General features: G+C 55.2%; 18 protein-coding genes. 9 read left to right on the forward strand and 9 right to left on the reverse strand.

From position 1 onward, the window contains the following. Positions 1-4 precede the first annotated feature (4 nt). Entirely contained in the window at positions 5-2,581 is a 2,577-nt protein-coding gene (locus tag Q31a_RS14325; RefSeq protein WP_145078969.1) for a DUF1592 domain-containing protein, read from the reverse strand. A 530-nt stretch (positions 2,582-3,111) separates the two neighbouring features. Further along, on the reverse strand, positions 3,112-4,158 hold the full coding sequence (locus Q31a_RS14330; protein WP_145078973.1) for a hypothetical protein: 1,047 nt from the start codon (positions 4,156-4,158) through the stop codon (positions 3,112-3,114). A gap of 1,029 nt (positions 4,159-5,187) precedes the next feature. Here Q31a_RS14330 and Q31a_RS14335 point away from each other — a divergent pair. From Q31a_RS14335 to Q31a_RS14345, 3 genes are all read left to right on the forward strand, one after another. Further along, entirely contained in the window at positions 5,188-6,393 is a 1,206-nt protein-coding gene (locus tag Q31a_RS14335) for a lactonase family protein (protein WP_145078976.1), read from the forward strand. Between the two features lie 896 nt (positions 6,394-7,289). After that, positions 7,290-8,072 carry a hypothetical protein gene (locus Q31a_RS14340; RefSeq protein ID WP_197356820.1) on the forward strand — a complete coding sequence of 261 codons (783 nt, stop codon included), beginning with the start codon at positions 7,290-7,292 and terminating at the stop codon, positions 8,070-8,072. 1,240 nt (positions 8,073-9,312) lie between these two features. Further along, a complete protein-coding gene (locus Q31a_RS14345; RefSeq protein WP_145078982.1) occupies positions 9,313-9,549 on the forward strand; it encodes a hypothetical protein in 237 nt (78 codons plus the stop codon). A 93-nt stretch (positions 9,550-9,642) separates the two neighbouring features. Here the strand turns inward: Q31a_RS14345 and ppc are convergent, their stop codons facing one another. After that, positions 9,643-12,360, reverse strand: coding sequence for a phosphoenolpyruvate carboxylase (gene ppc / locus Q31a_RS14350; RefSeq protein WP_145078985.1), 2,718 nt, complete (start codon positions 12,358-12,360; stop codon positions 9,643-9,645). A 264-nt stretch (positions 12,361-12,624) separates the two neighbouring features. After that, positions 12,625-12,969, reverse strand: coding sequence for a helix-turn-helix transcriptional regulator (locus Q31a_RS14355; protein WP_145078988.1), 345 nt, complete (start codon positions 12,967-12,969; stop codon positions 12,625-12,627). 192 nt (positions 12,970-13,161) lie between these two features. On the opposite strand from Q31a_RS14355, the gene Q31a_RS14360 reads away from it, so the two are divergent. The 3 genes from Q31a_RS14360 (at position 13,162) to Q31a_RS14370 (ending at position 18,638) form a co-directional block, all read left to right on the forward strand. Beyond that, entirely contained in the window at positions 13,162-15,300 is a 2,139-nt protein-coding gene (locus Q31a_RS14360; RefSeq protein WP_145078992.1) for a peptidase domain-containing ABC transporter, read from the forward strand. Positions 15,301-15,371: 71 nt separating this feature from the next. Next, positions 15,372-16,787, forward strand: a complete 1,416-nt coding sequence (locus Q31a_RS14365; protein WP_145078996.1) for an HlyD family secretion protein — start codon at positions 15,372-15,374, stop codon at positions 16,785-16,787. 204 nt (positions 16,788-16,991) lie between these two features. Further along, complete coding sequence (locus Q31a_RS14370; protein ID WP_145079000.1) at positions 16,992-18,638, forward strand: TolC family protein; 1,647 nt, start codon at positions 16,992-16,994, stop codon at positions 18,636-18,638. Between the two features lie 252 nt (positions 18,639-18,890). Here the strand turns inward: Q31a_RS14370 and Q31a_RS14375 are convergent, their stop codons facing one another. The 5 genes from Q31a_RS14375 to miaA all read right to left on the reverse strand — a co-directional run bounded on the left by Q31a_RS14375 (position 18,891) and on the right by miaA (position 23,532). Further along, complete coding sequence (locus tag Q31a_RS14375; RefSeq protein ID WP_145079002.1) at positions 18,891-19,703, reverse strand: FkbM family methyltransferase; 813 nt, start codon at positions 19,701-19,703, stop codon at positions 18,891-18,893. A 474-nt stretch (positions 19,704-20,177) separates the two neighbouring features. Further along, a complete protein-coding gene (locus Q31a_RS14380; RefSeq protein ID WP_145079005.1) occupies positions 20,178-20,741 on the reverse strand; it encodes an SGNH/GDSL hydrolase family protein in 564 nt (187 codons plus the stop codon). 562 nt (positions 20,742-21,303) lie between these two features. Beyond that, positions 21,304-21,693, reverse strand: coding sequence for a nuclear transport factor 2 family protein (locus Q31a_RS14385; protein WP_145079008.1), 390 nt, complete (start codon positions 21,691-21,693; stop codon positions 21,304-21,306). Positions 21,694-21,711: 18 nt separating this feature from the next. After that, complete coding sequence (locus Q31a_RS14390; protein WP_145079011.1) at positions 21,712-22,491, reverse strand: lysophospholipid acyltransferase family protein; 780 nt, start codon at positions 22,489-22,491, stop codon at positions 21,712-21,714. After that, on the reverse strand, positions 22,492-23,532 hold the full coding sequence (gene miaA, locus Q31a_RS14395; RefSeq protein ID WP_197356821.1) for a tRNA (adenosine(37)-N6)-dimethylallyltransferase MiaA: 1,041 nt from the start codon (positions 23,530-23,532) through the stop codon (positions 22,492-22,494). Between the two features lie 465 nt (positions 23,533-23,997). Here miaA and hisE point away from each other — a divergent pair, with 465 nt between their 5' ends. The 3 genes from hisE to Q31a_RS14410 all read left to right on the forward strand — a co-directional run bounded on the left by hisE (position 23,998) and on the right by Q31a_RS14410 (position 25,769). Further along, the gene (gene hisE, locus Q31a_RS14400) at positions 23,998-24,360 is read left to right on the forward strand and encodes a phosphoribosyl-ATP diphosphatase (protein ID WP_231691201.1); all 363 of its coding nucleotides are present in this window, start codon (positions 23,998-24,000) and stop codon (positions 24,358-24,360) included. Between the two features lie 93 nt (positions 24,361-24,453). After that, positions 24,454-25,308, forward strand: a complete 855-nt coding sequence (hisG, locus tag Q31a_RS14405; RefSeq protein WP_145079017.1) for an ATP phosphoribosyltransferase — start codon at positions 24,454-24,456, stop codon at positions 25,306-25,308. A gap of 170 nt (positions 25,309-25,478) precedes the next feature. After that, the gene (locus Q31a_RS14410; RefSeq protein WP_145079020.1) at positions 25,479-25,769 is read left to right on the forward strand and encodes a hypothetical protein; all 291 of its coding nucleotides are present in this window, start codon (positions 25,479-25,481) and stop codon (positions 25,767-25,769) included. The last annotated feature ends 408 nt before the right edge of the window (positions 25,770-26,177 follow it).

The raw sequence follows: 26,177 nt of genomic DNA on the forward strand, positions 1-26,177 counted from the left end.
TGGATTACTTGTTTAAGAATAATCGGCTGGTTGCAATTTCAGTGATGAGTGAGCGGACTGGATATCCATGTGCGGCGTGTCGATCCAAAATCTCTTCGATTTCCTCGCGGTCGCTGAACCGTGGCGCCGCGCCGGTCGCGTAGGTCAGCAGTTTTTCCACTAGGTTTTTAGCGATCTTCCGCTGGTCGGCCAACAGCAATCGTTTTAGCTGAGCAACGTCTGCGAAAGGACGACCGTCGGGTAGCTCGCCGGACGCGTCCACTTGCGGTCCATGGGTGAAGGTGAAGGGCTGGCCGTTCTTTCCATAACCTGGAACGGAATCGCCCTTCTGGAGGCTGCGATAAGTATCGCGAAAGCCACCAGCCACATCAAAACTTTCGAGCGCGAAACCTGCCGGATCCATGACCTTGTGGCAAACATTGCAGCTCTCGTCCGCCCGGTGCTTGAACAGCTGCTGTCGAATCGTCGTCGCACCTCGTGTGTCTGGCTCAATGGCCGGAACGCTCGGCGGTGGCGGAGGGATATCAATCCCTAGAATTCGCTCGTTGATCCAGGCCCCGCGGACGACTGGCGAAGTGGTTGAGCCATTGGCGGTGACTTTCAAGATACTCGCTTGAGTCAGTAGGCCCCCGCGGACACTTTGCTCTGGCAACGCCACTCGCTGAAGGCGAGCGCCTTCAAACGGAGGCAAGCCGTAATGATCTGCTAGTCGTTCGTTCGCAAAGGTAAAGTCGGAATCGATTAAGTTTTTCGCGGGCAGGTTCTCGCTAACCAACTCGGCAAAAAAAAGTTGCGTTTCTTCCAACGCCGCATCGACCAACGCATCATCCAAATAGTAATCTGGGTAAAGCACCTCGTCGGGGGAGGTGTCATTGATCTTGCGCAAGTCCAACCAGTACGCCAAAAACGCGTCCACGAATCGCCGCGATTTTTCATCATTCAGCATCCGCTCAACTTGTTGCTCGAGCACGTTCCTTTCGTTCAATTCACCTGACTCCGCGAGTTGCCGCAATTCGGAATCCGGCAAACTATTCCACAGGAAGAGGCTTAAGCGATTGGCTACCGCCACGGCATCGAGCCTTCCTGGGTGCTCCTCGAGACACAGGAAGCCAGGTGAACATAGCGCGGCAGTATAGCCAGCGAGCATGGCATCGGCGAAGGGCATGTCCTCCCCGAGAGCTTCTTCCACGACGCCGACGAAGCGTTCGACATCCTCCGACTCGGTTGGTCGCGTGTATGCTTTGCCCAAGAATTTCCGCATCAATCGTCGCGCGTCCTGCATCCGTTGCTGGGACGTGGCGACGTTCGTGTTCCCGTCACCACCGGTCTCCAGATCGTCCAACAAAAGTTGGTGCCCGGCCGATGGCCATTGCTCAATGATTGGACCTTCGACTTCCATCCAATTGAAAGCGACACCTGGCATACCGTCTTTCTCGGCTAATGGATTGTGCCAGTTGGGCGGTCGCGAGCGAAACAGGCGAACCGCGTCGGGCTGGATTTTTTCTCCCTTGAGGAGCCACACGTCAAGCTCTTGTACGCTCGGTTCAACCTGAAAATCAAACTCCCCCAATCGCCGCAACTGCCGTGGTTCGGCTCGCGAATAGATCACGACTGGTTCCGAACGCCTACCGCGGGCCGTTTTCTCCCGGTCGGGACGCCACCACTTCTTTTCCTCGCCTGCCGCCCAAAATGTATAACCCTTGAATCGCAATTTGTAGTGACCCGCACGAGGTGCTACGAAGGAACTGAAACTAATTTCAATCGGTTCATAACTGCTGGCGACGACGCCGAATGCTTCCAACTCACGTTTTGCAGGATCGCTGTCGCCGACGGTGAATGGTGTTTCAGGATCTCGCAGTACATCCAAATCGGCCTCGTAGCCAAGCAATGGAAACGTCGCCCGTTCAGGACTACGGTTGAAGATCGTGAAGTGAACTCTTCGATTGAAGCTGGCTTGCTCACGAGCGTAGTAACGCTTGATTTTTAATTCGGGAGGCTCTTGCGTTTTCTCCATGACTGCCCGCATCGCAAAATCCGCCGCTTGCATATAGCGTGCGAAATTGACATGGGAAACGTCCAACGCTTCGCCGATCTTGTTGAACCGATGCAGCTCGCCATCTTCGGGCAACATGGTTGCCAGCTGTAACCACGGAGCATGGAGCAAATCGCGGAGACTGTTCTCATATTCGAAGCGATTGATGCGCCGCCAAATTGCTCTTCCTTCGCTTTCAATCTGCTCTCGGTCCAGCTCGACCAATCGCTTGCGGAGAGGAGCAACAAAGTTTTGTCTTTCCGAGTCCTCTAATCCACCCTCAGGCGGCATCTCGCCCGCGTCGACACGGTCGTGAATTTTGATCCAAATTGCCAAGTCTTCTGCGACAATTTTGCCTTGCATCTCCAGTCGCTCGGCGAGTTGCGTCAGATCCAATCCACCTTCAGCTTCGGCGCCGCTGTGACAATCGAGACAGCTCTCCTGCATTCGTGATACCAGCGGAGCTAGCTCAATATCTGACGCAGAAGCCGGTACGCAGAGCAAGATGAAGCTGAAAAAGAATGCAAATCGATGGATTGGTCTGCTCATGTTGGGAGAGATTCCAGGTGGTGGGGCGAAAGGCAGGACCTACATTCTAGCAGATAATTTTCACTCGTTGTTGCAAAAAGATCGTCGGCGTGAGAGGAAGAGATCGCTAGAGACCGACGAGCCTTTTTCGCAACTCAGAGACCGAAAACATTGGCCCAGCGAGATATTGAGCTTGGTGGAGTCGCGTGAAGATGGATTGCAACAGGTGTGTGCTTGACCGAAGAAGACGTCAATCTCAACGCGGCGCCTACTGATCGATGTCTGGAGCACGGGACGGGGAGAGCACGGGACGGGGACACAGCACTCTGGTGACTGGTTGGGAGTACGGCGCTTGATTAACTCTTTGAACGTGACCGCATGTGAGCTAAGAAATCGTGCTAGTAGGGAAGAATATCGACGCAAACACGCAACGCTGGCTACGAAGAGATGGGGTGCGCCCTATCGTGGGTGCTTGGTCGAAGTTCAACCGCTCTGGCTACGACAATGCTAGGGAGAGCCTGCAAGAAATCGTTGAGCGTTGGGAATGGTTGCTATTCGTGGAGCAATTCGCGGAGGCGGTGTGGGACCGTGAATCGCCTTTTGCGTCCTCGACTACGGGCGGCATCAATGACCCGGGGACGGCCAGCCACTAAACTGAACAAACGACCAAAGTCTCGGACGAGCTCGCACCATGCCGGAGCGTCCAGTTGCAATCGCTCGAGGACCGCGGGGGCTGGCTCCGGGGTACTGCCACGCCTGCCGGGAACAATCTGCCGCGCTGTCCAGTCGAGCAGTTGGATATACGACTCGAGCGACATCGCCAGGAATCCCTTGTCGCTCGCACGCTCCCCGCACCGGTGGGGATAGGGCCCCAAGGCGTCGCGTCGTTCATCGATGGTCAGCGGAGCTAGAAAACCATCCGATCGCTGCTTGTCAGTGTCAGCTGCTTTCTCTTGCATGGCGACAATCCGGCGCTGGATCGAAGTGTGGTCGCTGTCCTCAAGCAGTTCAGCTAAAGCTGCGCGAATTGGATTGAGATCGACATACGCCGCACAGGCCAGCAAGGCTTGTTCATCAAGAATTCGCACCGCCTTGAAGCGACTCTCCCAAAATTTCCCTGGGATTTTCTCTTCGGCATTGGCCCTCTGACCGATCTTCTGGCACAGCAGCCGCATCCACCAGGAAATATCGCTGAGTCGCGAGCGGATCATTTTCAGTTTGTCGAGGTCGGTACGAATCGAATTCAGCTCTGCTTCGTTCGGTTCCAGGGCCAGGCCATCAGGCCCCTTACGCTGGGGGCAGATCATCAACCAGCGGCGCGCTACTTCAGTATCGTCCCACGTCGCCACCACATCGGGCCGCGAGCGAAGGATTTGGTGGAAATGGTTGGAGAGTATTGAAAACGCAAGTACATCCACCGCAAAGAATTTTGCTTGGAGTTTGATCAACTCCTCGATCCAGGCCTTGCGATGGTCATAGTTTTTGCCGGTTACTGGATCATCCCCCAGCAGAAAGCAACGCCGGACGACGCGATTAAAGACGTGCACAATCGCAATCTCTTCCGGCGCAAAGTGATTTGCGCGCGCCAAGCGAGCCATGAAAGTGGCCCCTCTGCTAAGGATTAGGGTGTCCCGCGTGCAAGCGTTTGCTAGCACGCTACAACAATTGGCAGTCAGGCTTCCAGCACCGACATCTAGCAGACGGAGAAAACCGAAATCCCTTACAAATATTTTCAATCCCTCCGGGAAAACTTTTTTTGTTACTGGAGTGCTGTGTCCCCACAGCGTTTCCGTAATTCGAGTGCTATGTCCCCGCAGTGCTTCGTGCACCACAGAGCCCGCAGTGCACAGGAGTGCTATGTCCCCACAGCGTAATATTCGCGACTTGTAGTACAATCGCTATCGGGGGGCGAGTAAGGCTGTTCAAACGAGTGCGTGCAGGGCAAGGAGATGCTGCGGCACTTGCAGTGCTGCAGGCAATGGAACGCCTATTGATGCCGATCAGTGGATTTGCTTGCAGGAGCCTGTTTGAGGCGGGCTGAGACTGGCTAACGCTACATCATCTGAACGTGCTCGACGCGCTCCATCGTTCGTTGCTAAGCACTAATGCAGTAGAGGATTTGGTCCGTGTCACGTGGCGCAGACTGGTCCTAGCGAGCCGCTTGAAAGCTGAACAGATAAAGCAGTCGCTGGCTAGCTTACGCTCTGATTGAAGCCGAGAAGGGCGTCCACCGGATCGATGGCTGCAGCGATCGGCGGACAATGATTGCGGCTCTCGCCGACGCACATCCAACAGCCTGACTCTTTCCAGAGACCGGGGGCCTTTGCCGTCGATGTGGGCAAAGTCTTCGAGCTCCTAACGCTAAGTTTGTTTGCGTACCGAGCACCGTTCCCTTACCCTTTATCCAGCGAGACCGCTTCAAGTATTGGCGAAAGTATGAGATAGCCCCCTGGCAAGCCCTTGCATCGTGACGAAGTATGCTGGTCTGTTCGTGACTTTGGCTGGGATGATTTTTTCCTTGCGAATGAATCGCGAAGGCTTCATCCATAGAGGTGGTGATGCGTTAAAATTTCTTTCACGGTCCATGCCGCTTCCGTTGAACTCGCCCTAGCAATCCAAGGAACCTGATGATGACTCGCCTTCATGCAGCAATACTCTCGTCAAATTGGCGACTTGCCCAAGTATTTGGAGTTGTCGCAGTCGGTGTGTTGACGCACTCGGCTTGGGCTCAACTGCCGAAAGAATCTCGTCTGAAACACATCGAAGATGTCGTTCGAGAGGATCTAAATGCAATCAATCGGATCGCGATCACCGACGATGGAAAGTTTCTGTATGCGGCATCTTGGGGAGCAGGGACGGTAACCACATTCGCTCGCAACGATGATGGCCGAATAGAACATTTAGGTACAACAAAGTTGCCAGTGATGGATGGAGCTGTCGACGTTGTGATTAGCCCCAATCAGCGATTCGTTTCGGTAATCGCTTTTCGCTCCAATTCGCTATTAATATTCAATCGAGATTCGGTAACGGGTAAGCTGAAGGTCGATGGGCACTCGCGGAGTCAGTTGCAGTTTTCTAATGCCATTGACTTTTCGCCCGATTCGCGGTTTCTGTATGTCTCTAATGCTCAAGATGAGACGCCACTGCATGGCTCCATGGTGTGCTATGAAGTGAGCGATACTGCCGCACTTAAGAATGTCCAGAAACTATCTGGTCCAGAGTACTATGGCATGCGCGACATTCTTGTCAGTAAGAATGGCAAAAAAGCATACGCTGCCTGCGATCAGGCTGGGACGGTACTCGAATTCGATCGGAGTATCGAAACGGGCGAATTGACGTTGGTAAATACTTTGAAAGATGGCGAGGCTGGCGTCAACAATATTGATGGCGTACTTTCGCTTGCGCTTTCGGCGGATGGTCTTGATTTGTTCTCAGTCGCCGGTCGGTTCAAAGGGGACAATGCTGTGACTTGGTTCCATAGTGGAGACGACGGCAAGATGCACTTTGTATCGGATATTGCTGAGCTCGGTCGCTTTCAGGGTGGAAACAGTATTCAGATAGATCCCACTGGAAATACTCTCTATGCAACCGCGACCGTTTCTGGATCAATCGCAGCTATTGCGGTCACTAAGGAGGAACAAAAACTGGTACACCTAACAACCCTTGTGGACGGGCAAAATGGTTTGCTCACCGGGGCTGCCGGCCTGACGTTTTCACCGGACGGAAAATTTCTCTATGTGGCCGTCGAGAATGCCGACGGGATAGGTGTTTATGAGTTTATTCCCTCAGATTCATCAGAAGCTGCGGAGCCAAATGCTATTCCTTCGGAGTAGATAATAAGCGGTTCATCTGTCAATCCTCTCGGTTGGCATGATGCTTGGTGACGACCGTCACGTAGCAGCATGGTGTGCGACTGCTGGAGCACAAGACGATTGAAATCGCTTTGTTGCCTGTCTGATCCTTCGCGGGCTGAGAACTGTTCTTGAGAAAAGTGCAGTTAGAACGTAGGCAGACTCAATTCGCAATCCAACGGTTTTCAAGCCAATTGCCGTTGGACTCGCCGCAAGTGATAACGTCAACGCGGTTCTTCCTGAGGGGGGGACACCATGAGGATGGTTCGCGAGAAGCCATGGCCCCTGCATCCGTGTGCGACTTGACTGTCTGGACGTCTTTTTGAGCGTTGCGCCTAGTTCTACTGGGCGTTTTGTTCGCGGTGAATCCGCACGATAGTAATCTTCGGTGATAATGCGAAGTTGTCCGCAGTTTGGCATAGCTGCTGAGTGCGATAGTCCCCGCATTTTATGGCAAAATTGCCCTGTGCACTTAACCATGTGCGAGAACGGAACTCCTTCTAGCTTATCGCATCCGAATTCAGAGTGGCAAAATGAGTCCTTACATCAAACAATGCGCGATCTGCGGTCAAGCTCGCTCTGACGCGCATCCTAACTCGCGTATTTGCAACTCGCGGCATTGCCAAATCGCTTACGAAGTACATTTGAATTGTGGCCGGGCGTGCTGTGTGAGTTGTGGTCATCTACTCCAACGCACGCGGGATTCTCGCACCCCGGCGGTGTGCAATCGCAGCGCATGTCAGCAGCAGCTCGCGAGCATACGCAGTCCGACGGCTGCGTTCTGTTTCGTCTGTAGAGTCTACCTGGTAAATCACGTTGCATCGGGTACCGTCGAGTTGTGCGGGAACATTGTGTGTAGACGTAGGCATGCTAAAGAGTTGACGGACGCACATGCTTCCGTGAAGTTTGAGCGACGCGAGGCGCGGCGGCAAGTGGTGAACGATATGGTTATTGAGCAAGTCGCCCGAATCGAGCCGGATTTGTTCTCGACATCGTTACCCGAAGTGGTGGTGCTGCCCTACTTAGAACAAAAGCTAAGTTCATTGTCGTCGCAGCGAAGGAATAAGTTTCGAGCGACCGTACTCGTGATGGCGACGGAGGCAATCGCGATCATCAAGAGGTCGAAACACAATTCAACTCCGGCGCCTGAACCAGACGAAATGGGCGTCAAGAGTAGGGACGCCGTTGACACGCCTAACACGGGCGGCAGTTCCGGTGATAAGCAACCGCGATTCTATCGACTGAATGGGCTTGCCTGCGGAACTTGTGGCGGCATGTGTTGTAAGCTGGGATGTGATCACGCGTTCTTAAATACGAGCCTTCTTTGTCGTGTGTTGGACGAGCGTCCAGGCCTCTTGGCGGACGCGCTCACTGATGCTTACATGCAGAAAATCCCAGAAGAAACCTACGAGAACTCGTGCGTCTATCACGGAATTCATGGCTGTGAGCTGCCACGTGAAATGAGAGCAATCACCTGCAATACCTACCTCTGTTGCAGTCTTCAGTTGCTTCGTAACTCCGTTGATAAAGGTGAGTCCCATTTTCTATTAGCTGCATCCAATGTGTGTGATGCTGAAGATGCGTCGCCCGAAGTGTATCGTATCCGAGCCGCGAATGACCAAGAAACCATTCTCCTCAAGTCGTCGCCTTCCGATCGATGAGTGGCGGATTGCTGCGTCGTGGGGAAGCGGGATATTGGAAGGAATTTACGGCCACTCCTATCTGCAAAACGACTCTGCAAAACGACTCTGCAACACGACTCTGCAACACGACTCTGCAACACGACTCTGCAACACGACTCTGCAACACGACTCTGCAACACGACTCTGCAACACGACTCTGCAACACGATGGCCGCGCGAGGGATTTTGGTCCGTTGGCCTGCTCGGCTCACAGGCGGTGGTGCTGGCGACTGCGTGCAAAAACGCCATACAGTGAAACTGAGTACCAGTGGGCCCCAGCGGTGCTAAACTGCATCTAGGCGAAGGCCACAACGACGAATGCGGTGCTCCACGAATGTGGGATTCGTTTACCTTGCTTGCTCGACTCTAAAATCGCCACATGCCATTATTACGAACGCTAGCCGCTGTCTCCATCGTTTTCAGGTGTCGCCAGCCCGCTTGGGCCCATGTGAGCTCCCACTGGCAGGAAACCGTTGGTCGCTTGTCATCCACCTTGCTCGCAAACCACCATCCGGATATCCAAAGTTCCCTTGGGCCTTGGTTCAGAGGCACCAATGGAGAGCCACTGAAGTAGGACTCCGTTGCTCCATAGTTTCGCAGGATAGAGTGAAAACGTCGGCTCCCTATAGAGCTCACTGTCAACTATCTGCGACATGCGTGCGCGACCAATGCCCTACTCAACGGTCACTTAAAAACAGAAAAGATGGAACTGCTGGACTGCATGGCAATGCGCAACCTGAGCCGTGTCTACGGTTAGCTGGGAAGCACAGGGATTATTGCGACAATGTTGCGAGAGGGGAAGGCAAACGCTCCGAATCGCTTGTAATGCGACGAATCTTCGAAGCATTGGACCGGGTTCTGAGTCGTAGGTGGGCATGGTATTTGCTGCTATTCGTTAGCAGTTTGTGAGTCGGCTAACGAGGCAGGGCGGTACTATGGCGAGCGTTGTGTCGGCTGTGCGTTCTTGCAGAATGCAACATTCTAGGACTGAATTGGCATTTTATGGTGGCGGCAGAGACTGAGAGGGGTTGAGCGACCTCTCCGACGGTCAACCCTGAGTTATTGGGGGCTTTATCGATTGGTTGTGTGAACGGCCATAGGCCGTATAGGCAACTAATCACGCGAGAGATGGTGTTTTATATTGTGTTTTATAGGGAGGTTAGGCGGTCGTGGTCACTTATTCGCTATTCCTGCGAGTCAACAATCGAGGTGATTGGCAGATGAGCAGGAATAAAAATGCTACCGAATTGATTGTGCACCGCAAACTTTTTGGCAATCATCATGTGGTCGAAGCGGATTTACCGAGGGAGTCGGCGGCGGAGATTGTTGGGCAGTCGCTCGATCGCCTTGCGCATTCGAAGAAGTGGCTGGTTCTAGAAATCCAGAGGATTCAGGCCAACCCGGAAGCGATCGAGAGTGTACAGATCGTGTGTTCGCGCGAGATGTACTATTGGTAGTTTTCGCTCAAACCGTTCCCGCCACTTCCCATGGGGGTAGACTTCAGGGGGAGAGTAAACGCGCGACGTTGGGGATTGTCCTCCGGTTTGGAGCTAGCCGGTGGTTCTGAGACCGGCTGCGATGCCTTGAATTGAATGGCGTACAAGATCGGTGAGCTCGTCCGCGTCGTCGGCTTTCTCGGCGGTGCGCAGCCTACTTAGCAGGCTGATCTGCGCTAGATTCAGTGGATCGACACTAGGGTTTCTCGTCAGGACAGACGCTCGAAGCCAAGCAATGTCGGCCAGTAGCTCTTGCGTTTTCTTGATCAAAAGGATTGCCCCACGACTTTGATCGAATTCGTCGGAAATCATTTGCCAGACCTCTTGGCTCTCCGCGTCCCCGACTAGTGCCGCGTACGAACGGGCAATTCTCATGTCGGCCTTTGCTAACGCGAGTTCCGCATTGTCAATTAAGGCGCGGAACATCGGCCAATCGCGATACATCAGCCTCAACATCGACCAAACGCCGTCGTGGCTGTCGACAAACTTGCGGACGGCGGTGCCCAGGCCGAACCATGCGGGGAGGACATGACGTGATTGGGTCCATGCAAATGTCCACGGTATCGCGCGCAAGTCGCTGAGCGACTTGCGCGCGCCTCGTCTGGCGGGGCGCGAGCCAATTGGTAGACTCTCGATTTCGCTGATGGGGGTTGCGCAATCGAAGTAGTCCAAGAAGCCCGGATGCTCAACCAATTCGCGATACTTGCGGAGTGAGCCGGCGGACAGTTGGTCCATAGCTGCAGTCCAGGTCGACTCCGGCGTGATGCTGGGGGTAGCGCTCACGAGCAACGTGGCGTGGACAATTTGCTCGATATGTCTGTGCGCGATGATCGGGTCATCATAGCGTTCCGAAAGAACCTCGCCTTGTTCGGTGACGCGCAAACGTCCGCCAACGGCTTGCTGTGGCAGAGAGCGGATCGCTCTGGCTGCTGGTCCGCCGCCTCGCCCGAGTGCGCCCCCACGACCATGGAATACGGTCAACTCGCAGTGATGCTGCGTGGCGACTGCGGCCAGCCGCTCCTGTGCTTGATGCAATTCCCAGCAGGCGGTCAGGTAGCCTCCATCCTTGGTGCTGTCGGAATAGCCCACCATCACGGTTTGCTGTCGCGGTCCGTGGCCCGAGAGGTATTTTTGATAGACGGGGGCAGTGAACAATTGGTTGAGGATATCGGCGGCATTGCGAAGATCGTCGATGGTTTCAAACAGGGGCATGATCGGTAGGTAGGGAGCCTTGGATGAACCCTCGAACCGTTGTGACCAGGCCGTTCGCCAGAGCCACAGTACCGTCAGTACATCTGCGGCAGAGTGTGTCATGCTGATGATGTAGCCGCCGATTGGGGCCTGCCCCCACCTCGCGTATTCCTCCACCAACAGCGTAAAGGTGTCAAAAACTTCCCGTGATGGAGCAGTCAGTTGGTCGAGGTCGATGCGGCGGGGAGTGGCCTCGCGTTCCAGGAAGTCTTCGATCGCGACTGGCCCAGTAGGTGCATCATCCGTGGCCTGCAAGGCTAGGACTTCCTGCAAGCATGTTCGGTGCACTTCCGAATTTTGGCGAATATCGAGTGCAGCGAAGTGGAAGCCGAATGTGTCTACGAGGTCGATCCAGGGCTGCAGGTATTGTTCTACCACTCTGCGCCCGCGATGCGCAAGGATGCTTTCACGAAGCACGCTGAGCTCGCCACGAAACTCACTCAGTGATTCGTACGCTCCATCCTCGCGTTCGCACGCTTTCGACGAGGCGATCGTCCGTTCCAAGCGGAACTCAAGCATGCGCGTGAAGCGTCGGTAGGTCTCGGCCTTTGAGACCGAGGTGAGTCGACGGCTGAGTTCAGGCCAACGCTTCGCGCAGCGTTCGATGCAGTCTCGCAGGGCTTGGTCCGAGTCTACCTGTTGATCGGAGATAACCAGTTGGTTGTGCAACTTTCGACATTCAGCAACGTGTCCATCCAAGGCGGCACGACGCAAGCGGGAAAACGTTTCCCGCGTGACCTCGCCCGTCACAAAGGGGTGCCCGTCGCGATCGCCACCAATCCATGTTCCAAACGACAGGAAGCGGGGGATTTCAAAGTGGTGATTCGGATACACTCTTTGCAGAGCCGACCGCATCTCGTGGTAGGTCTGGGGAACGACGTCCCATAGTGTTGACGCGAAATAGAGTCCACGACTGACTTCGCTCATGACAGGCGGCCGCTCTGGTCGGACGAGATCGCTTTGCCACAGGACGGTCAAATTGGCTAGAAGTTCCGTTTCAGCGGAATCGGATTCGTTCGTCGCAATTTTCGGCAGCAATTGGCGAATGCGGCGCAGGAGTTGTCGGGTCGTGCGGCGTTTAGCTTCGGATGGATGCGCCGTAAAAACCGGCTCAATCCTGAGGCGGTCCAGCCAGCGCTGCATCTCCGATGCGGATACCCCTTGCCGCTGAAGCTCGACGACCGATTCCGCGATGGACTCGCTGCGCGGGATACCGTTGGCACGGGCTGCGTTATCGCGATCTTTCAGTACGTCGATCCGCTGTCGCTCTTCCGCCACGTTTGCCAGATCAAAGAACAAGCTTAGCCACCGAATAACGGCTCGCATATCGCAGGAGTTGAGTCGTATGAGTTCCTCATTGAGACGCGATTCGGCATCTGGTAGGCCGGCACGACGCTCTACAGCCAGCCTACGGATGCGCTGCATGGTATCTGCGAGCGATTCTCCGACTTGTTCACGGACAACTAAGTCAAGCAGTTCGACCAGACGGTCGAGCGTTTGGTCATTCTCGATGGATTTCATTTCGCTATCGCTGTTAGTTAGGGATTCCACCACTCTGCAGTGCTCTCGTGGTGATCATCTGGGTGGAGTCGCTCGGCGTTGTTCTGAAGTGGCCCCGGTTCAGGTTCTGCCCCGGGGACGGACTATCTCGAATGATTGGGGGGAGTCGATGACGCGGCAAGGAGCCTCCGCCATTCGTTGAAAGGGAGGGACGCGATCCCATGAGCACTAGTACCTGAAATGCAAATTTAGCCGTTGCACTCGCGATCAACTGGCCCGCTCCATTCACTCTCCCGTAATCAGCTTCATCAAATCGCCAATCTTGCGATGCGACTCAATCGGATGGCGCAGTGGTTGTCCTTCCAGGATGCGGTATCGGTTCTTCCGCCCCACACGCTGCCGTTCGATAAAGCCGCCCTCCTCCAAGTCCTGGATAATCCGCTGCACGGCCCGCTCGGTAATGCCAACAGAGTTGGCGACCTCACGCAGCACCTTTTCTGGGTCGGAATGCAGAACTGCTAGCACGTGTGCGTGATTCGTAAGAAACGTCCAACCGGCAGATGGCTTACCGACAACACCGCTGGAAGAGTCATTGTGGGGGGGCTGAGGCGTGCTTTGTTGTGTCTTCATACCGGCATTTCCTTGGGAAAGTCCTGATATCGCGAGTGGTGTCGGAATGGATGTTGTCCAAGTCTACTTCATTTTTGTGCTTATGCGAAGTGTGAAACGCGAATAAAGTGTTGCGAATTAGAATTGACGAAATGGGAGTCGTGTAATAGAGTTCGTAGGTATGTTGGTTGAGAATTCTTGGGAAAGGTCGCGATGAGAACACTGAGAGCACAGTTTGCCGGAGCAGCGGCGATTCTGGAGCACTTTACCGCTGGCGATCCCATTCATGAACGGAACGCCTCGAAGCGGGTTCTCGCGGAAGTCACCAATGCTTGGCCGGGCGAAGCTCGCCAGCAGTGGTGGAAGTGGTTTGCCGAGGCGTCGAGCAGTCTGGGGTTGCGGACGAAAACGCTGGATTGCACGATTGAGGAAGCCTTTTCCCTGGCCCGCAACCACGCTCAATTGGTCTGTTTTCGTGAGGATGCGGCGACCGCTCCGGATGGGGAATGGCTGGCTGTGATGGCGACGTCTAGGCGGCGTTTCCAAGTTCTGTTGGCCAAAGACCACGATGTCACGGAGCGGATGTCGGCGCGTGCCTTACGCAAGGCGCTGAAACGCTTCTCCATCGACGGTTCGGTTCGCTGTGTAGTGATGCAACCGCACGCTGCCGTTTCCTCCACGCACCCTGGCAAGGAGGGGCAACGCTTTTCTCCCGTTGAGCGTCTTCGAGAATTTCTAAAACCAGAAGCATCTGACATTTGGATTGTCATTGTATTTGCCTTCGTGGTGTCTCTGCTCATGCTGGCAACGCCCATCGCGGTCGAGGCGCTGGTGAACACGGTTGCGTTCGGTCGTTTGGTGCAGCCGATCCTCATACTAGCTTTGATGCTGCTGACGTTTCTTGGATTCCAGGGAGCCATTCGGGCGTTACAAACCTACGTGGTTGAGGTGATTCAGCGGCGGTTGTTTGCACGCGTGGCAGGAGATCTTGCGTTTCGTCTACCGCGGACGGAAGCGGAAGCCATGGATGGTGAGTACATGCCGGAGGTCGTCAATCGGTTTTTCGATGTGGTGACCGTTCAGAAGGTGACAGCTCAACTATTGCTAGACGGCCTCGGTTTGATCCTGAGTGCGTTCATCGGGATGGCCGTGCTGGGATTCTATCACCCATGGTTGCTCGGGTTCGATGTGTTTCTGCTCGCCGCGATTGCCATCATTATCTTCGTGCTTGGGCGTGGTGCGGTGTCGAGTGCGGTGAAGGAATCCAAGCACAAGTACAAAATGGCCGCTTGGCTGGGAGACATCGCGCGGTGTCCGACGGCGTTCCGCAACGACGGCGGAGCCGAATTCGCACTAGAGCGCGCCGACCGTATGGTTCACGAATACTTGATCGCCCGTCGTAAACACTTCCGAATCATCATGCGACAAGTTTTGTTCGCTCTTGGACTGCAGGCGGTAGCCAGCACGGTTCTGCTGGGGCTCGGGGGTTGGCTCGTTGTTTCCGGCGAGCTGACTTTAGGACAACTGGTTGCAGCTGAGCTTATCGTGACGGTGATTGTTGGTGCTTTCGCAAAATTTGGAAAGCATATGGAGAGCTTCTACGATGTATTGGCGTCGGTCGATAAGCTCGGTGTGCTGTTCGATATTCCAATGGAGCGACAGGACGGAATGCTGGCCATCACTCTTACGGAACCGGCCCAACTCGGATTGGAAAAGGTAAGCTACGCCTGGCCTGGCCAACCGAAAGCTGTGGACTGCGTCGACGCCCGAGTTGCCAAGGGGGAAAGCGTGGCAGTGCTAGGGGACGCCGGAAGCGGTAAAACGACCTTGCTGGAGATGATCTACGGCCTTCGCGATCCCACCTCAGGCCACATCGTAGTCGATGGTTTTGATCCTCGCGATTTGAGGCCTGACGTGTTGCGAACGCGGATTTCGATGGCGCACGGTGCCGAAGTATTCCACGCCACCGTCGAGGAAAATGTGCACTTGCACCGTGAGGGAGTCACGGCAACCAACGTGCGTGACGTACTCAATGGCATTGGGCTGCTCGATCCCATTCTGCGGCTGACCGATGGCTGCAAGACGATGCTGACGAGTAACGGATCACCGTTGAGCGAGAGCCAGTGTCGGCTGCTGGGGATCGCGCGGGCTGCCATTGGCCGTCCTGGGCTGCTACTGGTAGACGGTTCGTTGGACATGTTGGGGGCCCATGACTTAGAACGCTGCCTGAAATTTCTGCTTGCGGAGGATCGGCCGTGGACGCTGATCGTGGCGACATCGCGGGAGGAGATTGCCCAGCAGTTTGCTCGGACGATTTCACTGAACCAATTTGAAAGTGTGGGTGCCGTATGATCGAGAACCGAATTCCGCCACCCATTGAAGCTCCATTATCCAGCACAGGCAGCACGCTTAGTACGCGCAGAATGCTCGCGCCCGTAGCGTATAGTGAAGCGGCGCTACCATCCCTGAAACTGGCGCGCTCCTCGCGTTTAGCCCGAACCATTGGCAAGGTGCTATTCGGATTGCTCGTGTTGGGAACAATTCTGGTGACCTTTGCCCCCTGGCAGCAGTCGGTGAAGGGGACAGGGAATGTGATTGCCTTCGCCCCCATGGAGCGGCAGCAGGCGATTCAGACACCGATCAAGGGGCGAATCGTGAGCTTGGGGGAAGGGATTTATGAAAACGCTCATGTCCAAAAAGGGGACTTGATTGTCGAGATTGCTGACGTCGATCCTGGGTACCTGACGCGCCTCGAGTCGCAACTCTCTGCCTCACAACGGCAGTTGGAGGCTGCAGAAGCACTGCTGGCGGCCAATGAGCGGAATTTGGAAGCCGCGAAAACGATTGTTTCATCCGTCGAGGCTCAAGTCACCGCCTACGGCATTGTCAAAGTCGAGATACTCGCCGCAGCCGACGCCACGATTGCGTCCGCAAAGAATAAAGTGGAGGCCGAAGAACAACAGCTCTTGGAACACGAAGCTGCGTTTTCTCAAGTGACCGCCGACTATGAACGCCAGAAGACGCTCTTTGAGGAAGAGATCGCATCGCAGCTGAAGTTCCAAGAAGCGCAACGCAAGCTCAAGGAAGCTCAAGCGAAGGTTGAGAAATCCAAAGCCTACGTGCGGGCTGCGAAGAACGATTTGTTGAGCAAGCAGAGTGACCGTAAGGCGAAGGAGCAGAAAGCTCAAGTTGACATCGATTATGCCACGGCAACTCTGAAGAAGGCTGGGGGCGATGTAGCCAAGGCAGAGAGCGATGTCGCCAAAGCGCAGTCGGATTTGACGAAAGGTCAAAAGGAACTTTTGGACTCGGAAACCAAACTGGCTCGGCAACAGAGCCAACGGATCTACGCTCCGTTCGATGGTTTTGTGACGAGAATCACTCCCAACCAAAGCAGCCAGATTCTTAAAGAAGGGGATCCGATCTGCATCATCGTCCCAGACACGGCGGATCGTGCGGTGCAAATTTGGCTAGACGGCAACGATTCCTCGCTCGTGCAACCGGGGCGCCACGTTCGCCTGCAGTTCGATGGCTGGCCGGCGGTGCAATTTGCAGGCTGGCCATCCGTGGCCGTCGGCACCTTTGGAGGCAAAGTGGTCTCCATTGATGCAACGGATGACGGTATGGGAAAATTTCGGATTCTCGTCTTGCCCGATGACGTCGAACACGAATGGCCAGACGAGCGATTTCTTCGCCAGGGGGTGCGTGCCAATGGTTGGGTGCTGTTGGACCAAGTACCGTTGTGGTACGAGCTTTGGCGCAACATGAACGGATTTCCACCAGTGGTTGCGACCGAGGAACCCAAGGGGAAAAAGCCGCCCAAGTTGCCGAAGCCTTAGACCCAGCGGCCCGCGTCGCTGCAACCAGGATAATCGGCAAGGTCGCTGCGATCCGAGGAACCGGTGCGTCTACGGACCGGCTGCAACGCTGGAGCCGAAAGTGCCGATTAAATCGGTGACTCTGGTTCTAAAGCCACTCCGTTCACCGAGATCTGGTTCGTGCATTCAATCCGAACAATACGGCCACACCGATGGTCACCTAGCGTGACATTGGTGTGGCTGCTGACGATTACCGGATGTGCTGGCTCGAATTCGGCCAAGAACACTCTGGCGCGCCCCACCGGGGCGTCCCCCGATCGCCAGTCACCGGTGGCAGCGGAACTTCGGCAGAACAGCAGCCCGTTTCGTTTGGCTGGTTATCGCTCCACCCCATCTGAACAGGGCGGAGATGGACCGCCCGAGATGGCGGACGAGATTTCGCTGGCACGCCCAGCAACCGCACAAGTACCAGCCGCCGCGCGACAGATCCTCCAGCCGATCGAGATTGTACCTACTCCCCCAGCTGACGTTCCAGCAGCCTCGGTCTCCATTGATGATGTCGTCGATTCGATTCACTCAACGTTTCCGCTGTTGGAGGCGGCCTATCAAGAGAATCGGATTGCTGCCGGAAATCAAATTGCGGCTTGGGGAGCATTCGACGTGAAACTCAAGGCGTCGAGCGAAAGCGGTGCTTTAGGCTTCTATGAGACGTATCGGAACAGTGCTGGGTTCTCGCAACCGATGTACCAGGGCGGTGAGGTGTTTGGCGGCTACCGAGTCGGTCGAGGCGATTTTCAGCCCTGGTATCAGGAACGTCAGACGAATGATGGCGGCGAATTTAAGGCCGGAGTCAGCGTACCGCTGGCGCGCAATCGGAAGATTGACGCGCGGCGTGCCGAGCTGTGGCGCGCGAACTACGATCGGCAGCGCGCCGATCCTGAAGTTCGAGCTCAATTGATTCGGTTCGTCCAAGATGGTAGCGCCGCGTATTGGAATTGGATCGCTGCTGGCCAGCAATACGAAGTTGGCAGAAATGCGCTCCAACTGGCCGAGCAGCGCAACAAACAGCTTGAGAGAAAGGTGGAGGTCGGTGACCTGGATCCACCCATCTTGCAGGATAACCTTCGCGCGATCGCAATGCGTGAGGCCAAGCTGATCGACCTGGGCAGGAAGCTCAAGCAGTCGGGGGTGAAATTGTCGCTGTTCCTGCGAGACCGGGACGGTGTGCCGATGCTGCCGGAAGAATCAGACTTGGCAGAATTTCCTCAGCCAGCTCCCATTGAAAGGGCAGTGAGCGATGTCGATATTGCGACAGCACTTCGGGGACGCCCGGAACTGGTCGTGCTGAATGCCTTGTCGCGACGCGCCAGCGTGGATCTGGCGGAAGCCCAGAACGATCTATTGCCCCTCATCGACGCGCAGTTTGTCGGATCGCAAGACGTGGGAGCTCCGTCAAGTTCGAAACGCGACAAGTCGCAGTTTGAACTGGAGGCGGGGGTCTTCGTGGAATTGCCTGTCCAGCGACGAAAAGCGCTCGGGAAGTCTCAAGCCGCTCACGGCAAGCTTGTGCAGATCGCCGCCAAGCGACAATTTACCGAAGACAAAATAAGAGCGGAAATCCAATCGGCACACGCCGCACTGCTGGCCGCTTACGGTCGCCTCGACCGAGCGCGTGAGTCGAAACGTCTCGCGGAGTATATGGCAGACGTCGAGCGGCGTAAGTTCGAACTGGGGCAAAGTGATCTGCTGCCTGTCGTCCTGCGAGAACAATATGCAATTGAGGCCGCCGAGTCCGAAGTCGACGCCTTGCTGGAGTACTTCCTCGCGAAAGCCGACTATGACGCAGCCATGGCACGCGATCATCCCCAATAGATTGGCAAGCGTACCGCTGGTGCCTCGCGATAGTCAGCCAGAGTTCTGGTGTGAACGACGACAGACAATTCGGCGACGAAACGAGAGGCCGAGAACTGAATCGCACAGGTGCGCGGCAATGTTCCAACTCTTTGGAAGTCGTCTGTAGCGCACCGGATTCCACCTTGGCAGCGTTATCCGAAAGCTCCTGCGGACCCTAGTTCAAACATTTCGCGCGAGACGCTTCTGTCGTCCGTTCTATTCACGTTCGCATCAAACGGCGTGTGGGCTGCAGAAGATGTCAAAGTCCTCCACATCGTACATGTCCGAGGGCTTGGCGATCGCGGAGTCATTCTCGGCGTTGGTAAGCCGCTGAAGTTTATAGTGCCGATCGGTAAGCAGTTGGAAAATACCGTCTCGATAGGATCGTGGTGTGCCGTGCATGATCTCCAGTTGGACGTAGGGGCGGACCGATTCCAAGAGTTCTGGCATGGACTGTAGAACGAAGTAATCGTATCCCTCGGCATCGATTTTTACGAATCGAATTTTATCTCGCACACCCGGGTAGTGGTCGGCAAGAAATTCGTCAAGTCTCACGCCTTGCACTGTTTGATGGTAGGGATTTTCCCAGCGAAACCAGCGAGTTTTGTCGACAGAGCCACCGTTCATGAATCCAGCGTCCCCGTAGGAAAAGGTCAGTTTTCCCTCGCTATGAGTGATGGCATGCGGGTGAGCTTGGATGTTGGTCTTGTCGACATTCAGTTTGGCATTCGCTTCAAGCACTGGGAAGACGTATGCATTGGGTTCGAGGGCGATCACGAGCCCTTGTTGGCCTACGGTGAGTGCCATGGGGAGCGTTGAATCACCCATGTGCGCACCAATGTCAATTGCCACATCTCCGGGCTTCAGAAACTTGCGGAGCCGGCTGACTTCGGAGTCCTGGACGCAACAGTCGTAGGCCTTGGGGTGTTGCCATTGGGCGTATTCGATGTCAGTTCCCTCGAAGTGCTGCTGGCGTACTTCGAATCCATAAATTTTGGGCTTTTGCTTGATTCCGACTAATTCCCATGCCTGACGTAGCTTCATCTGTTTGACTTCCTTGTCGTAAAAACGCTGCCGCGCAAGTATCCGAATAAGATGCCGAGACTGCTGCTGAGGGCTGTGTTGGCGCGAGACGGAGCGGAACAGTTCAGCTTAAACCAGCCCTATGTGGCGGTTTGAGTTTACTAGATAGGGTGGGCGGCTGCCAAGTGGAATAAAGACCGCCAGCGGTAATTATTCGGCAGCCGCCGACCACTTGGTCCGAGTCGTGAGCCCTACCACAAAGTTACAGTTAAGAGGGATGGAGCATCCTATTTTGTTGCAGTAACGACTCCCGTGCGGGCCCTACCGATCAGGCGGCCATCATCGGTGGGAGCAAAAGAAAAGGCCGCTCAGGGAAGTCCTGAGCGGCCTCGATGTCTAGAAGACAGTTGCGTGGCGGGAGGGAAGAGCACTTTAAATCAAGTGGCCTGTAGCTACCCCAAAATGTTGTCCATGGGGTTCCCACCCAGAAGCAAACTAGTTCAGCATCTTCTTCAATTCGGCGACAACGGCTTTGACATCCAATTCCTTGGCGTCGGCCACGGCAAAATTGCCAACGACCTTGCTGTTGTTAGCAAGAATGATGGTGACTGCAGCCTTGGGATTGATTCCGTAGTCGGCAGGACCGTTTTCGAATTCGTTGGGTACAACGAAGGGAACGTTAACCGCTTTCGTGTTTTCAGCGAGCTTCTTGACTTCGCTGGAAGCTCCGTCCTTGCTTTCGCCGAGCATATTCACGAATGCACGCAATTGTGCTTCGTCGTTTTTCTTGATCTGTGCATCGAGTTGCTTAACGAGCGAGACGACTTTGTCATCGGTGCTGCGGGTAAATACCATGACTTGGGGCCGGGCACCGTTCTTGCAGCGATAGCAGAGGTTATTTCCGACATCGACGCCATCTTCTGCAGCGCCAGCACACTTCGTTACGTTGAAGGCGCCGATTCCTTCGCCCTTCTTCAATCCGCTTTCCAAGTCGGCAGCTACTGCAACAGAAGCTCCCATGACAGCTACAGCAACAGCTAGACTCAACAATTGTTTCATCGAACACTCCTTACGGGAAACCTAATGGAACGCGACAGCTGTCGAGCTCCGCAATAGCGCGAACGCGACAACCGCTCGCTGACGTGATCTCCATGGTAGAGTCCTGAGGCCCCAAGGAAAGAGTCCCATAGCACTTATCCCGCGGTTTTCCGGACAGTTTTTGGCGGGACCGTTAGCGTTTGTGAAGTAGCTCACACTGGGGGACTTACGGATTCTTAATGGCCCGCTGGCTCAAAGGCGTCGCAACGCCGGGAACCGCAGGGGACACAGGGAAGGGGAAGTGCAGGGGACACAGGGAAGTGCAGGGGACACAGCGGCCCGTGAGGTTAGCCACCTCTGCCTGCGGAAAATCCGAGCCAATCAACGGTACTGGCACGCAATCGGGGATTGTCGAGATGCCATTTGCGAGGATGCGCTGCCATTCACCCGGTCCGGGTACCGCTGCCGATTGGGTCTGCAGGAGTAGTCCACGACTGGGATGCGGAATGGACAATTAGGGATTCCGGCCGCCCGGCGTTGCCAGGCGAGCCGGACGACTTGCCGCTAACCAAGTTGTAGCTGTTCAATTCCCTGGGGGAGATCGGTGAACATGAACGTGCTTCCACTCTCCTGCCTGTTTCTCCCAAACGCGAGTTTCCTCACAGGCGCGGCTTGAAGGAATTCCGCTCGCGTTGAGCGACTGGGTGAGGCGGATGTAGCTCACGATGGCTGCGTCCCCCATCAGACGCACGTGCGGGCTGGTGATCGTTGTCTGGACTTTGACATCCCCACTGCGTTCCAGATCGAAGTAGTAGCGGTGGAAATCCATGCCCTCGACAAGATTTCCCAACGCCTCGGGCTCGAAGCAAGAGATGGATGGGTCGCACATCTCCTCGTAAGCTTTCCAATTGCCTTGAACGATGCTCTCCAGTAAGGATTGCGTCAAATTTAAAAGCACATCGCGATCACTCATGAAGAATTCCTTTTGAGCTCAGGTTCTGGTAATGGAATCGCGAACGCGTCTGCGTTTCGCGGAGAGTTGCACGGGGAAATCGGGCTGATTCGCTAGTTTCAGGAGTTCTTGCGCCCAGGCCAGGATCATGGCATCGGAGGCGGCGTACCCCTCGGCGTTGTCCTGGTACTCAGCAGGATAGATGGGGCGGCCGAAAGTAATACCCACATGGGCAGCCATGAACAAGGGGCTCCAAACCGTTCTCCGGTAGGGGCTGCCGTCAATGTACAACGGAATGATTGGCACGCCAGAGCGGATGGCAACAGCGGCGGCACCGCTACGGATGGAAATTAAGGGATTGCTTGTGTGGTTGAGCCGGCCCTCTGGGAACATGCCCACCAAGCGTCCTTCCTTCGTGAGCCGCATGGCCGCTTTGGTTGAGGCCGTATCCATTCCGTTGCGATTGGTGGGGATGGCTTGGACCGCTTTGAGGATCAATCCAAACAAGAAGTGATCGCAGTACTCTTTGGCGACCATCCAGTGGACGCGACGGCGGGCAGCCAGTTGCACGAAGAAGGGATCAACGCTGCTGCGGTGGTTGGCGACCAGAATCGCGCCAGAGGATAATGCTGGCGGTGGGTTGTTGGTGAAATGAACCCGCCATACGAGCCGCCCCATGAGATAGGTGGGGAGATAGAGGCAGCTCTCCCAGTAGCCGTAGTCGCTGCGTCGAACCAAGTGAATGAAGTAGCCAGTGGTCGCTACGCCAAGAATCCCCAGCCAGGCCACGGCTACCCACCAGCTCGCATCTATATTCATCTATCGATCGCTCTCTGGCGGAATGAACGCGGCTTGTGAAGTTTGCATGAATTCCTTGCAGATTTGGTCAGCCAGTTGGCTAGTGGTGCTGTCGCGATCCACTGGGATTCCGATCAATTCCTCGAGCCCTCGAAACCAAATTTCCTGCCGTCGAGCAAACTGCCTTGTATGGGCTCGGATTAATTCTAAGAGCTCCTCCTCCGAAAGGGAGGCCTCACCGTCGGATGAATGGAGATACTTGAGCACCTCGCGGTAACCGACGGCTTGGGCTGCGGTGCGGCCCAGGGCCCCATGCTGTTCCAGCAAATCCTTCACCTCGTTGATCAGGCCTCGGGACAACATGGACGAAGCACGCGCATTGATTCGTTCGTGCAGCCAGCTACGCTCCAAACGCAAGACGACGACTGCACATTCGAAGCGTGAAGCGGGAATATCGAACTGTTGCTGCCAGTGGCTGAGGGGTTTACCGGTCATTCTGGCAACTTCCAACGCGCGGATCATCCGGCGATGGTCGTGGGGATGCAACTTGTGCCCCAGCAGTGGATCGACTTGCATCAAGCGTTCGCGAAGGGCATCTTCTCCGAATTCCTCGATATCTCTTTCTACCGCATTGCGGAATTCCCAGTCTGCTTCAGGGCCTAGGAACAGACCGCGGACGAGACTCTTGAGATAGAGGGGAGTTCCACCGCAGAACAAGACTCGCTTCCCGCGACTCCAGATCTCGCGGGCGACTTGATGGGCAGCCAGCGCGTAACTCGAGACGCTAAAGGACTCCACTGGCGACACGATGTCGATCATATGGTGGCGAACCTGGGCCTGTTGTTCGTGGTCCGGTTTGGCGGTGCCAATGTCCATACCTTGGTAGATCGCCATCGAATCCAATGAAACAATCTCAGCGTCCAACCGCTGGGCGACTTCTAAGGCCACGGATGTTTTTCCGCTGCAGGTGGGGCCTGTGAGAAACCAACAATTACGCAGAGGCGGATGGATCCACTCCTCAAACGCATTGGATTTCTCGGGAGGATCGCTGGCTTGGCTCATGCGCGAATTTTGCACTTGGGAATTGAATTGTGAATTGCCCACCTCCCGGCAAAGGGGCCGGGACAGCAGCGGCGTTTTACGCCGGCGGACAAGGCTGAGGCAGGAACCTGCCCAAGCTTCCTGTGGCTGGGCCCGCATCAAAGGGCATGGTGAGCCTCACAGGAGACTGGTAACTTATGGCGGAGACAGCGGCGCGACCTGAGAACAAGCCACGCGAGCAACCGGGAAATCTACGCCACGCGTGGTAGATTATGAGTAGTTGCCCTGGTTTGGATACCCCATAAATCCTGTAAGCTTGTAGTGATTTGGCCTCAGAACGGCTAATTTCTATCGCTTTTTTCGATAGGGCATTCCTTGCGGCGAGCACGACCGTCGATGTTCCCCAAGCTGGGAACGCATGTCGGCAAGTTGAGGCATAGGTTCGACGTAACAATGAAACTCATGAGTGAAGGTTAGATTGCGACTGTGAATTTACCCAATCAGCTATCTCCTGACGACGAAGGGCAAGATGTGCTCGATCGTCTCATGCGCCAGATTCAGACACGGGTGCAAACCCTTCCGCCCAATTCCTACACCACCAAGCTCGTGCAGGGGGGCGTAGAGAAAATGGGGGCTAAGATTACCGAGGAGGCAGCGGAAGTCGTCGACGCGGCCCGCACCTCCAGTCCTCCCGACAACCAACACCTGATCTACGAAGCATGTGATGTGCTGTACCACTTATGGGTACTGCTGGGAAGTCGCGGGATTAGTGTTGACGACCTTCGGCAGGAACTAAAACGCCGCGAAGGAACATCCGGATTGGAAGAGAAAGCTCAGCGCGGTAGCTGATGCTATTTCGGCTCGAGATGCGTCTTTGATGCGGATCGATGACGCGAAACGAACTCCCCCCCTTAAGCAACTTCACCTTTCAAGACCCTAGTAATGACCGAGAACCTTAAAATTGGTATTCCCAGTAAGGGACGCTTGAGCGAACTGGCCACGGGATTGCTCAACCAAGCGGGGATTGCCTTCCGCCGCCAAGAGCGGACCCTCTTCGCGCGTGTCAAACAACTCCCCATCGAGATCATCTTCTTGCGCACCGACGATATCCCCGTGCTCTGCGAAGAAGGTGCAATTGACATCGGTATTACCGGCAGCGATCTCATCGAAGAGAGCGGGGCGGACGTAACCGTGCGAATGCCGCTGGGCGTGGGGCACTGCAAGTTGAGCCTCTGCGTTCCCGAGGACTCCAAGATCGAAACCTGCTCGCAATTGGATGGCCTGCGAATGGCCAGCAGCTTCCCGCGAGTCACCAACCAGTTTTTGGCCAAGCACAATGCCAAGGTGCACATGGTGGAGTTGTCGGGGTCGGTCGAAATTATGATTGCCTTGGGCGTCGCGGATGCGATTGTCGATCTCGTTGAAACGGGAAGCACCCTGGCCGCGAATCGCTTGCGAATCCTAACGGATATCGGGCATTACCAAACGGTTTTGATTCAAAATAAGAAGGGCAGGTTACCGGAGGTCGTGGACCGTGTGGTACGCCGGCTGGAAGGTGTCGTCATCGCCCGCGACTATTCTTTGTTGGAATACAATGTTCCGCGGAACAAGTTGGCAGAAGCTGAGCTAATCACACCTGGGTTTAATTCACCTACGATCAGTTCGCTCGAGGATCCAGCTTGGTGTTCGGTGCGTACGATGGTGCATCGCAAAGAGGTGATAGATGCGATGGAACGGCTGGAGGTAATCGGCGCTTCCGCGATTCTTGAAACCGAAATCGGCAACTGCCGACTCTAACAAACGACCGGTTTGCCTTGACCACTTGGCTGAATAGCGATACGTTGTTCCGCTTGCACAGCTAGGAGCCGACCTATTTGTCGACAGGATTTGATTTTTAAGTCCGTTGAACTGTATCGTTTTACGAATCGGCTCTTCACAATTTTGTTTCCAATTTTAGAGAGCTATTCATGACGATTACGCGCGTCGGTTCGAACAACGCCTATGCCAATGGATGGGACGTCGCTTTCGCTGGTAAGAAAAAGTCGAGCGCAGGTTCTAAAAGCACGACGAAGAAGTCTGCTACCAAGAAAAAGGCCAAGCCAGTTGCGGCAACAGCAACCAAGACAAAGACCAAGCCGGCAAAAGCAAAGACTGCAACCAAGTTGACCACGCCCAAGAAGGCGAAAGTGGTTACCAAAAAAGCAACGGCTACAAAGACCACGGTAAAGAAGAAGAAGACCACTAAGAAGCGATCCTAAGTGGATCCAGCGGCTTAGGTCTGGGGTTTCGTAGTGGACGAGGCAATGTGTCCCCTGCTGCGTTGTGGCGTGAATGGATTCGTCGCCTCGTCCACTACCTTGGGATTAACATGGCCCGCAGAAGCAGAATGGCCCAGAAGCAGAATGGCACTGGGGCAAACATGGCCGGGGATCAATTATGGTCGGTTCACCCGTGAATTGCTGCAAGCAAATTTTCGGGTATGTGGATTGGCGGGACCCTATGGAAACCCGCAGCTATCTCCAACGCTTGCCCTCTACAACCACGGAAAACGCTCCCTGTTCTTAGGGCAAAGCGGTTTCATTGGCGATCTAGTACGCGTTTCACCACGCCGTGCGTTTCCCCGAAAAGATCACCCTCAGGGACGGTCAGCGGTACCAGCCAGAATT

Origin of the sequence: Aureliella helgolandensis, assembly GCF_007752135.1 — a bacterium.
GTDB lineage: Bacteria > Planctomycetota > Planctomycetia > Pirellulales > Pirellulaceae > Aureliella > Aureliella helgolandensis.

Bases quoted from the DNA above. Each gene is read 5' to 3' on its own strand.
- hisG (WP_145079017.1), top strand. From the start codon at position 24,454: ATGACCGAGAACCTTAAAATTGGTATTCCCAGTAAGGGACGCTTGAGC.
- Q31a_RS14355 (WP_145078988.1), bottom strand. From the start codon at position 12,969: ATGAAGACACAACAAAGCACGCCTCAGCCCCCCCACAATGACTCTTCC.
- Q31a_RS14330 (WP_145078973.1), bottom strand. From the start codon at position 4,158: ATGGCTCGCTTGGCGCGCGCAAATCACTTTGCGCCGGAAGAGATTGCG.
- Q31a_RS14345 (WP_145078982.1), top strand. From the start codon at position 9,313: ATGAGCAGGAATAAAAATGCTACCGAATTGATTGTGCACCGCAAACTT.
- Q31a_RS14380 (WP_145079005.1), bottom strand. From the start codon at position 20,741: ATGAAACAATTGTTGAGTCTAGCTGTTGCTGTAGCTGTCATGGGAGCT.
- ppc (WP_145078985.1), bottom strand. From the start codon at position 12,360: ATGAAATCCATCGAGAATGACCAAACGCTCGACCGTCTGGTCGAACTG.
- Q31a_RS14335 (WP_145078976.1), top strand. From the start codon at position 5,188: ATGATGACTCGCCTTCATGCAGCAATACTCTCGTCAAATTGGCGACTT.
- Q31a_RS14390 (WP_145079011.1), bottom strand. From the start codon at position 22,491: ATGAATATAGATGCGAGCTGGTGGGTAGCCGTGGCCTGGCTGGGGATT.
- Q31a_RS14360 (WP_145078992.1), top strand. From the start codon at position 13,162: ATGAGAACACTGAGAGCACAGTTTGCCGGAGCAGCGGCGATTCTGGAG.
- Q31a_RS14410 (WP_145079020.1), top strand. From the start codon at position 25,479: ATGACGATTACGCGCGTCGGTTCGAACAACGCCTATGCCAATGGATGG.
- miaA (WP_197356821.1), bottom strand. From the start codon at position 23,532: ATGAGCCAAGCCAGCGATCCTCCCGAGAAATCCAATGCGTTTGAGGAG.
- Q31a_RS14325 (WP_145078969.1), bottom strand. From the start codon at position 2,581: ATGAGCAGACCAATCCATCGATTTGCATTCTTTTTCAGCTTCATCTTG.
- Q31a_RS14365 (WP_145078996.1), top strand. From the start codon at position 15,372: ATGCTCGCGCCCGTAGCGTATAGTGAAGCGGCGCTACCATCCCTGAAA.
- Q31a_RS14385 (WP_145079008.1), bottom strand. From the start codon at position 21,693: ATGAGTGATCGCGATGTGCTTTTAAATTTGACGCAATCCTTACTGGAG.
- Q31a_RS14375 (WP_145079002.1), bottom strand. From the start codon at position 19,703: ATGAAGCTACGTCAGGCATGGGAATTAGTCGGAATCAAGCAAAAGCCC.